The sequence below is a fragment of the Elusimicrobiota bacterium genome, assembly GCA_018816525.1.
In the GTDB taxonomy this organism is placed as follows: domain Bacteria; phylum Elusimicrobiota; class Endomicrobiia; order CG1-02-37-114; family XYA2-FULL-39-19; genus OXYB2-FULL-48-7.
The window spans coordinates 1-8,512 of sequence record JAHIVV010000049.1; the positions used below are offsets into that span (position 1 = coordinate 1).

The following is an 8,512-nucleotide window of genomic DNA, read 5'->3' on the forward strand; positions in this document are numbered from 1 at the left end:
ATCCAGGGCCTCAAAAAAAGTTCGAACTTCGCCCAAAAAACGGAGAGGGTGGGATTTGAACCCACGGTGCCCTTGCAGGCACATACACTTTCCAGGCGTACGCCTTAAACCGCTCGGCCACCTCTCCGTTACCGTCAAAAGACCTGAAAACAACGGTTTTACCGTCTACAAACCTGCTATGACATCAATTGCCACTGATTACCAGTAAAAGCTATAAAACCACTATCAATAGTAACACCATAGTAACTTTGGGTATATATACTATCTGTGAAAATTGTCAAAACTACTAAAGGATTATACAAAATTTAATGAAACTTTAAAAATCAATGAATCGTTTTTGCCAATCATAAGAAAAGCCATTGACAAGTGTTATTCAAACAAGAAGTATGATATTGTTGAAGCTATGAATAAAGTAAGCGGTATCTGGAAAAACAGAAAAGGCCTTAACGCCGATTATGTAAGAGAACTAAGACAAGATAGAAGGTCAAAAACAGCAAACCTATGAGTAAATATCTTATAGACACCGATGTTTTAATTTTACCCATTATTTTCCCGTTACTTGTAAACTTTATAAAGTTACTCATTTTTGACAAACCTTATAAAGTTTGCTAAAATTCTCATAAGAGCTAAAACATATGAATACACAAGAAAAATTAAAAATTATCCAAAAATTCACCGGTCTTACCCAAACCAAACTAGCTGAAAGATTCGGAGTATCTTTTGCCGCTTTTAACAGTTGGTGGACAGGCAAGTCAATGCCCCGGCCAAAAGCGCTTTTGGCTATTGATGAGTTATTTTTGGAAGTAACGGGACAAAAATTAATTCCATCAGAACAACTCACGGCAAAAAAACAAGCGCTGACCAAGAAATCAAGCGAACATAAAAGTGTCATTACTGAAATTATAAACAACCCTGACATTCAGGACGCTTTTATGTTAAAACTCACCTACAACACCAATTGTATTGAAGGAAGCACGCTCACGGAACCGGATACAGCTGCTATTCTCTTTGATAATGCCGCTCTGCCGAATAAAAGCCTGATAGAACAGCTAGAAGTTAAAAACCATCAAGCCGCCCTCAATTATCTTTTTGACTATATTTTAAAGCAAGGACAGATAAACGAAAAACTAATCTTAAGGCTTCACGGTATGCTAATGAACGGCATCCGCCCGGATGCCGGAGCATATCGCAATCATGCGGTTAGGATTTTAGGCGTCAATTTGCCAACAGCTAATTATCTGAAGGTTCCTGATTTAGTTCCTATTGTGTTAAACGGGGCAAATAAACAATTGAAGGATGTCGTTGCTTCAGCGGCTTTAATCCATAGCCAATTTGAGCAAATTCACCCTTTTTCTGATGGCAATGGCCGTATCGGCAGGTTGTTAATGAGCGCTATGCTCTTAAAAGCTAATCTGGCTCCGGCAATAATCAAACAAAAAAATAAACAACTTTACTATACCTTCCTTAACAAGGTTCAAACCAAACAGGACCAAAGCCAGCTTGAAGATTTTTTATGCGACGCAATAACGGATGGTTTTAGAATCTTGGAACGGATTGATATAAAATAATCTTCTTGCGACGAATACTTTGACCCTAAATGTTTAATTTTACCCAAATATGTGAAAAATTAAGTTCGTAATAGAGGTAGGGAAGGGTTATTAAACATTACCGGTAGCATCTACGGCAATTCCACGCGGATACTCAAACTGCCCATTTCTTTTTGAAATAATCGCATTTTTGATTTTATTTCTAATTTCAACTTTAGTAGGTACTGCGATACTTGACAAAACGGGCTGCGAAAAAATCTTTACTGATAAAGAAAGCGGAATTAAAGATGCCAGGCCAGGTTTTAAGAAAGCTTTTGATTTTTTACGTCGAGGAATATAGTCCTCGACGCTTGATTACACGATTATTACATGATAACTTCATAATTATTACACGATTCTTATGTTGCCTTTTACGTCTAAATAACATATGATATATATAAGAGGACATTAAAATGACATTCAAACCTGTTTACACGATTACGAACCATATATTACGGGCTGTTTCAAGAATTGATGTTTTGAATGAGGTTATTATAAAAGCTGAACTTTTGCCTATCTGGGAAAAGCGGCTAAGGCATGAAGCGAGAATAAAGAGCACTCATTACTCCACTAAAATAGAAGGCAACAGACTCACGCTTGAGCAAGTCGAAAGATTATCAAAGAACCAATCTGTAACAGGTGCGCCTCAGCGGGATATAAGAGAGGTTCAGAACTACTTTAAGGTGCTTGATTATGTCGAGGAAATAGGGCATAAAGATATAGTCTATACCGAGGACATGGTTTTAAAAATGCATTACCTTACCATGAACAATATCCTTGAAGGAGATTTAAAGGGCAAGTACCGGACACAGCAGAATGTCTTACGGGATTATTCGACAGGCATTGTAGTATATATGCCTCCTGAGCATGAGCAGGTCCCAATTCTTATGTCAGAACTTATTAAGTTTCTAAATGATGAGAAAGAAATGCATCCAATTACTAAAGCGGGTGTAGTTCATTATGAATTTGTCAGGATACATCCTTTTATGGATGGAAACGGCAGAGTGGCCAGAGCATTATGCATGCTCGTCCTTCTTGCAAGTGGGTATGACGTCAGGAAGCTCTTTGCCCTTGAAGAATATTATGAATCAGACAGGAACAGGTACTATGAGGCGATTGAATCCGCACAAAAGAATAATGACAATACGACCGGATGGCTGGAATACTTTACCGGCGGCATGGTATTTGAACTTGAAAGGGTAAAAGGAGAGATTGAGCAGCTTCAAAAAGGCACGAAGAACGGTATTCCAAGCGATTTAAGCCCCAGGCAGATTTCAGCCGTATCTTTTATCCGGAAACTTGGTTCCGTAACAAACAGTAGGTACAGGAAACACTTTCACGTATCTAACAAGACAGCGCAATCCGACCTTCAGAAACTCGTTGATAAAGAAATACTGAAACTTGAAGGGAGAGGACGTTCAGTCAGATATACGATCAAGCATTAAAAACAACCTGGTTAGCTATTTCTTTATTGGTTCCGCGGAACTGGAGTAGGGACGGAAGGGGGGGGAACTAATAATCATAAACGTCTTTTCTGTGTGAAATTCTTAAAACAAGTACACTTTTTTGGGCTATTGTGTAAATAACTCTATAATCCCCAATACGTAAGCTAAATAGGCCCTTATACGCGCCTTTTACGGTTTGCCGGCGAATGCATTTTCTGAGAGCTCTTTTTCCAGCTGGTTTACCAGCTTAACCTGGAAAGAATGGTCAATTCTTTTTAGGTCTTTAATAACAGACTTTTTATAATCAATCTTTTTTTCCAAGCAACAACCTCATTTTTTTAGACGAAATAATCTCATCGTCTTTGTCGTTAAGCCTGTCTAAAGCAATTTGATAATCAAAATACTCAGTAACAAACGCCTGAATTGCTTTTCTAATAATGTAACTTTTACTTCTTTCAAGCTCATGTGAAATCTTGTTTACTTCTTTTTCTAATTCTTCAGGTAATCTTAATGCTATTGAATGCATAGTATTCTCTCCCCTACCTCCAATTTTGTTTTTTGGTTGCAGTAGCGTAAAACAGTGTATTACACTGCAATGTAAGTATAACATAGTATTACATAAATGACAAAGAAAAAAAAGATATTGACTAAAAGGACTTTATAGACTATAGTAATATTGGGTGGCAGTCTTGCAGCACTACAAGTCGCTAAAAAAAGCACCGAAAAAACTGGTGCTTTTTTGTTATATAAACGGCAGCATAGTTCCACGGGGTTTACCCGTGGGTATCCACGGTATCTTTTTTCATTTTTTAAGCGTGTACTCTTTTAGAAGAAATAAAATTGATTTGAAGCTCTACCCCCAGCACTTCAGCTATTTTCTCTAAAGTTCCTATTGTAACATTATGATTGGGACATTCCAGAGCTGATACAGTCTGTTGAGTTGTATGTAACCGCTTCGCAAGTTCTTTTTGCGTTATTGTGTTTCTTTGTTTCTAATTTTGGTTAGTTATTTTGAATATTTTTTTTAATACTGCTATAAGAATTATAGATTTTCGTAAAAGTGGAAAGTAAAGCGGTTTTGTGACAAGGAATATCTATTGAAATAAGCTGATTTCTTTTAAAAAGTCGCTTGCAAGCCGGATTCGTGTGTTTTTATATTTTTTTAATTTTAGAATGTGCTTGTCTCCGGATATAATATAATCAGCATTAAATTCTTCGGCACACTCTAAAATCCTGTTATCAGACTCATCATGAATAGCTTTAACTTTGTATTTAGGAGTTACTATAGTAGAATTTCTCTGGATTAACTTTATGATTACTGCAATTTTATTTTCAGACCAGGTAAACTTTTTTCTTAATACCTTATTGAATTCTTCAAGTATAGGTGCTGATATTCCAAGTTTATAGTCTTGCATTATCACGCCATGAAATATTTCTTCCGGCGGGCCGCCAGGGAAAATAAACACGGATATCAGGATATTAGTATCAAAGACAATTTTTATCATCTTATTTCGTGAATTATCCTATTAACATCTTCTTCCGTAGTAATATTCTTAGCTCTTGCCATTAAGGAAAGTTCTTTCTGTATCTTTTTAAATTGCTGCCAATCCACATATTCTTTCAGAGCTTCAGTAACAATGCCGCTACAGGACTTCATCTCTTCCTTCTGTAATTTGTCCAGCATGATTGCTAGGGCAGTAGGGATTGTTACGCTTATAGATTGTACATTTCTCATGGTATTCACCTCTTTTAACGCGGGTCTGCCGCTTTAAAGTATGATTTTATAGTACTATTATATACTATAAACACAGTATTGTCAAGGCTTTTTAAAATAATGTGTTATTAAATAAATTTAAATTAACCGGTGCTGATATTTCTGATATCCTGGATGTAATAGAAGAACACCACATAAGGGGCAAATCCGCAAAAACACTTATTAATATCTGCAGAGATAAAAATGACGATCGTGTACTTGCTGACGCTTTAGAAAACAACATCGATGTTATAATCTCAGGAGATAAGGACCTTTTAATCCTAAAATCCTACAACGGTATAAAAATACTCTCTCCTTCCGATTTTAATAAATATTATCAATAGAAATCCTCCCGCCTTTTGTTTTCAGCCGGCAAAAAACCGGAACTTAAAAGTTTGTGCTTTATTTAAAGGAGGGTAACCAGGTCAAAAACAACGTCAAAAGCAACACTTTTTAATACACCACTTAAAATTAAATCAATCATTAAAAAGGAAAAGCATTTCGCTGTACTTGGGTATTTCCCAGATATCGTCTTCAACCAGGCTTTCCGCTTTATCGCAATATGTCCTTAATTCTTCCATCAGTGTATTGCCATCCTTGCTCAATATTTCTGCTTTTTTGGCTAAGTCGTTTTCTTTTTCAACTTCTCCGGCAGTTTTATCCAATTTTTTCAAACCGGAATTTAATCCTTCAAGCACCTCGTCAAATTCAACAATAAGGCTGCTTAAAAAATTAGCCGTTTTGCCCGCTTCCTTTAAAGAAGTTTTTCCGTTTGAATAAGTATTAAGCTGTTTCACCGTCGAAGGGATGACTCTGGTAAGAATTATATCTTTCAATACATCAAACTCCATGATTTTGGTTTTTACATAGGCGTCGAGTTTAATATCGTATTTGGAATGGAGTTCAACTTTAGAAAGAATTTCATATTTCTCAAAAAGTTTTACTGTATCTTCCTGAGTCATAAGCTTTAACGCTTCGGGAGTGGTTTTGGCTTCAGGTAAACCTCTTTTTTGCGCTTCCTTATGCCACTCTTGAGAGTAATTATTGCCTTCAAAACGAATTTTTTCTGTTTCTTTGGCAACCTCTTTTATGGCTTTAAGCGCTGCTTCTCTGATATCTTCAGAGCCTTTGTTGTATTTTTCAATTTTTTCAATCATTGCATCCAAACCATAAATAAGGAGCAGATTGAGTGTAGTAAGGGCTTCTGCGCAGTTTTGTGAAGAGCCGACAGCGCGGAATTCAAATTTGTTTCCGGTAAAAGCAATCGGTGAAGTCCTGTTACGGTCTGTATTGTCCAGTGCGATCGATGGCAATTTTTTAACTTTCAAGTCAGCAAATTTCTGTTCATTGACAGAAGTGATCTCGCCTTTAGCAATGTCATTGAGAAGCAGGGTAAGATGATCACCTAAAAACATTGACATTATCGCCGGTGGTGCTTCATTAGCCCCAAGCCTGTGGTCATTGCCCGCGTCCGCTACAGCCATTCTTAAAAGGGCGCCGAATTTATTTACGCCCAGCATAAGCCCTGATAAGAATACCAGGAATTGCACGGTTTTTTTTGGCGAGTTACCGGGGTCAAAAAGATTATTGCCGTCAGAATCCGCCAAAGACCAGTTCAAGTGTTTGCCGGAACCGTTTATGCCGGCAAAAGGTTTTTCATGAAAAAGTATTTCAAGGCCGTGAGCATCGGCTATTTGTTTCATAATTTCCATAGTCTGAAGGTTATGGTCGACTGCAAGATTTGCTTCTTCAAAAATGGGCGCCAGCTCAAACTGGTTCGGAGCCACTTCATTATGGCGGGTCTTTGCCGGTATGCCTCTTTCAAAAAGCGCAATATCGACTGATTCCATAAAATCAAGGACTTTCGGCCTGATGGAGCCAAAATAATGGTCTTCCATCTGCTGTCCTTTAGCCGGGCTTGCTCCTATAAGAGTTCTGCCGGTAAAAATTATATCATGTCTTTTTTTGTAATATCCCTTATCTATAAGGAAGTATTCCTGTTCCGGGCCTGCTGTAGTATGCACATATTTTGCAGTCCTGTTGCCGAAAAGTTTAAGAACATCATAAGCTTTTTGTTCAACCAGATGGAGCGACCTTAAAAGCGGGGTTTTTACATCCAAAACTTCCCCGGTGTAGGAAAGATATACCGAAGGGATAACCAGCGTCGCCGTCATTTTTGATTTTAAGATAAACGCAGGTGAAGTAGGGTCCCAGGCTGTGTAGCCTCTGGCTTCGAAGGTGCTTCTCATTCCGCCTGATGGAAATGACGATGCATCGGGCTCGCTTTGAACCAGTTGTTTACCCGAAAAACTTTCTACTACGTCGCCTGTATCAGTGAAAGATAAAAAAGTATCATGTTTTTCAGCGGTAGATCCTCTTTGCGGCTGAAACCAGTGCGCGAAATGCGTGGCGCCATGGGAAATGGCCCATTCCTTAAGCGCTGTCGCTACTTCATTGGCAATTTCGGGGGTAAGCTTTCCGCCTTTTTCGATTATTTCCGATAATTCTTCAAAGGTTTTTTTGCTTAACCTGTTTCTCATTTCTTTTTTGTTAAAAGTTAATCGGCCATACAAATCTGCCAACTTTCTCGTTTCACTCATACTGCCTCCTGAAATATTTAAGATTTTTTGCTTAATTAGATTATAGTAAGGGTTTATTACTTTGTCAAGAGATGTACAGAAAAAAGCAGTTTATAACATAAAATGATTGCATAAAATATCAAAAATGCCAATTTATGCACTAAAAATGCCTAATTTATGCATTTTCTGTTAAGCAGGAAGCATTTCAGATTTTAATGCAGGGTCCTGGATTTTTGTCGGCAAACCAATCTTGTTAAGCAAATCTAAAAATGGGTCCGGGTCAAGTTCTTCAACATTGACCATGGTTTTTGTATCCCATTTATCCTGCGCTACAAGAATTGCCGCGGCCACTGCCGGAACACCGGCAGTATAACAAATCGCCTGGGATTCCATTTCCAGATAGCAGTCATGATGGTCGCAATTATTATAAATGAACACCGTTTTATCTTTGCCGTTTTTTTGGCCTTTTATTAAATCGCCGATGCAGGTCTTTCCTGTATAATTCGGCGCCAGGGAAAGCGGGTCCGGAAGGACAGCTTTCAAAACTTTTAAAGGAACTACTTCGATACCTTCGGCGGTTTTCACGGGTTTTTCAGATGTCATGCCTACCTGGGTGAGAACATTAAAAACATTTAAGTAATGATCTCCGAAACCCATCCAGAAGCGCACAGAATTAGCGTCGATATTTTTGTAAAGTGAATGTAATTCGTCATGGCCTGTTAAATAAATAGGCATTTTGCCTACAACGGGGAAATCGTATATTTTTTTTACGCCATGAACTTTTTCTTCAATCCATTTTCTGTCAACATACGTCCATACTTTTGTAAATTCCCTGAAATTGATTTCCGGGTCAAAATTGGTGGCAAAAAATTTGCCGTGGTTGCCGGCATTGACGTCCATAATGTCTATCGTATCTATTTTGTCAAAAAGATGTTTCACGGCGTAAGCGGCATAGGCATTTACAACACCCGGGTCAAACCCCGCGCCCAAAATCGCCGTTACTGCTTTTTCTTTACAGCGGTCTTTGCGTTTCCATTCATAATTTCCGTACCACGGCGGGTCTTCGCAGACTTTATCCGGTTCTTCATGAATAGCGGTGTCCATATAACAGACATTGCCTGCCTGAATACAGGCTTCAAGGACGGACAT

General features: G+C 38.2%; 11 protein-coding genes and 1 tRNA gene. 4 read left to right on the top strand and 8 right to left on the bottom strand.

Annotation, left to right across the window (positions count from 1 at the left end):
- Positions 1-40 precede the first annotated feature (40 nt).
- Positions 41-127 (bottom strand) — tRNA-Ser (locus KKH91_04870).
- Positions 128-274: 147 nt separating this feature from the next.
- On the opposite strand from KKH91_04870, the gene KKH91_04875 reads away from it, so the two are divergent.
- The 3 genes from KKH91_04875 (at position 275) to KKH91_04885 (ending at position 3,031) form a co-directional block, all read left to right on the top strand.
- Complete coding sequence (locus KKH91_04875; GenBank protein ID MBU0952141.1) at positions 275-505, top strand: hypothetical protein; 231 nt, start codon at positions 275-277, stop codon at positions 503-505.
- 130 nt (positions 506-635) lie between these two features.
- On the top strand, positions 636-1,568 hold the full coding sequence (locus KKH91_04880; protein ID MBU0952142.1) for a Fic family protein: 933 nt from the start codon (positions 636-638) through the stop codon (positions 1,566-1,568).
- Between the two features lie 431 nt (positions 1,569-1,999).
- On the top strand, positions 2,000-3,031 hold the full coding sequence (locus tag KKH91_04885) for a Fic family protein (GenBank protein MBU0952143.1): 1,032 nt from the start codon (positions 2,000-2,002) through the stop codon (positions 3,029-3,031).
- A 67-nt stretch (positions 3,032-3,098) separates the two neighbouring features.
- On the opposite strand, the gene KKH91_04890 is transcribed toward KKH91_04885, so the two are convergent.
- From KKH91_04890 to KKH91_04910, 5 genes are all read right to left on the bottom strand, one after another.
- Positions 3,099-3,239, bottom strand: a complete 141-nt coding sequence (locus KKH91_04890) for a type II toxin-antitoxin system RelE/ParE family toxin (GenBank protein ID MBU0952144.1) — start codon at positions 3,237-3,239, stop codon at positions 3,099-3,101.
- Between the two features lie 96 nt (positions 3,240-3,335).
- Positions 3,336-3,557 carry a ribbon-helix-helix protein, CopG family gene (locus KKH91_04895; GenBank protein ID MBU0952145.1) on the bottom strand — a complete coding sequence of 74 codons (222 nt, stop codon included), beginning with the start codon at positions 3,555-3,557 and terminating at the stop codon, positions 3,336-3,338.
- A gap of 283 nt (positions 3,558-3,840) precedes the next feature.
- Positions 3,841-4,008 (bottom strand): helix-turn-helix transcriptional regulator, encoded by a 168-nt coding sequence (locus KKH91_04900; GenBank protein MBU0952146.1) that lies wholly within the window; start codon positions 4,006-4,008, stop codon positions 3,841-3,843.
- A 117-nt stretch (positions 4,009-4,125) separates the two neighbouring features.
- Positions 4,126-4,536: a putative toxin-antitoxin system toxin component, PIN family gene (locus KKH91_04905; protein MBU0952147.1), complete on the bottom strand. Its 411-nt coding sequence runs from the start codon at positions 4,534-4,536 to the stop codon at positions 4,126-4,128.
- A complete protein-coding gene (locus KKH91_04910; GenBank protein ID MBU0952148.1) occupies positions 4,533-4,766 on the bottom strand; it encodes a hypothetical protein in 234 nt (77 codons plus the stop codon). The genes KKH91_04905 and KKH91_04910 overlap by 4 nt, the downstream gene beginning before the upstream one ends.
- A 101-nt stretch (positions 4,767-4,867) precedes the next feature.
- Between KKH91_04910 and KKH91_04915 the strand changes: the two genes are divergently transcribed.
- On the top strand, positions 4,868-5,128 hold the full coding sequence (locus tag KKH91_04915) for a putative toxin-antitoxin system toxin component, PIN family (protein MBU0952149.1): 261 nt from the start codon (positions 4,868-4,870) through the stop codon (positions 5,126-5,128).
- 132 nt (positions 5,129-5,260) lie between these two features.
- Here KKH91_04915 and KKH91_04920 read toward each other — a convergent pair whose 3' ends face one another.
- Both KKH91_04920 and KKH91_04925 read right to left on the bottom strand, forming a co-directional pair.
- Positions 5,261-7,384 carry a glutamine synthetase III gene (locus KKH91_04920; protein ID MBU0952150.1) on the bottom strand — a complete coding sequence of 708 codons (2,124 nt, stop codon included), beginning with the start codon at positions 7,382-7,384 and terminating at the stop codon, positions 5,261-5,263.
- 168 nt (positions 7,385-7,552) lie between these two features.
- Positions 7,553-8,512 (bottom strand): saccharopine dehydrogenase family protein (locus tag KKH91_04925; protein ID MBU0952151.1); only part of this gene is annotated, 960 nt, incomplete at its 5' end.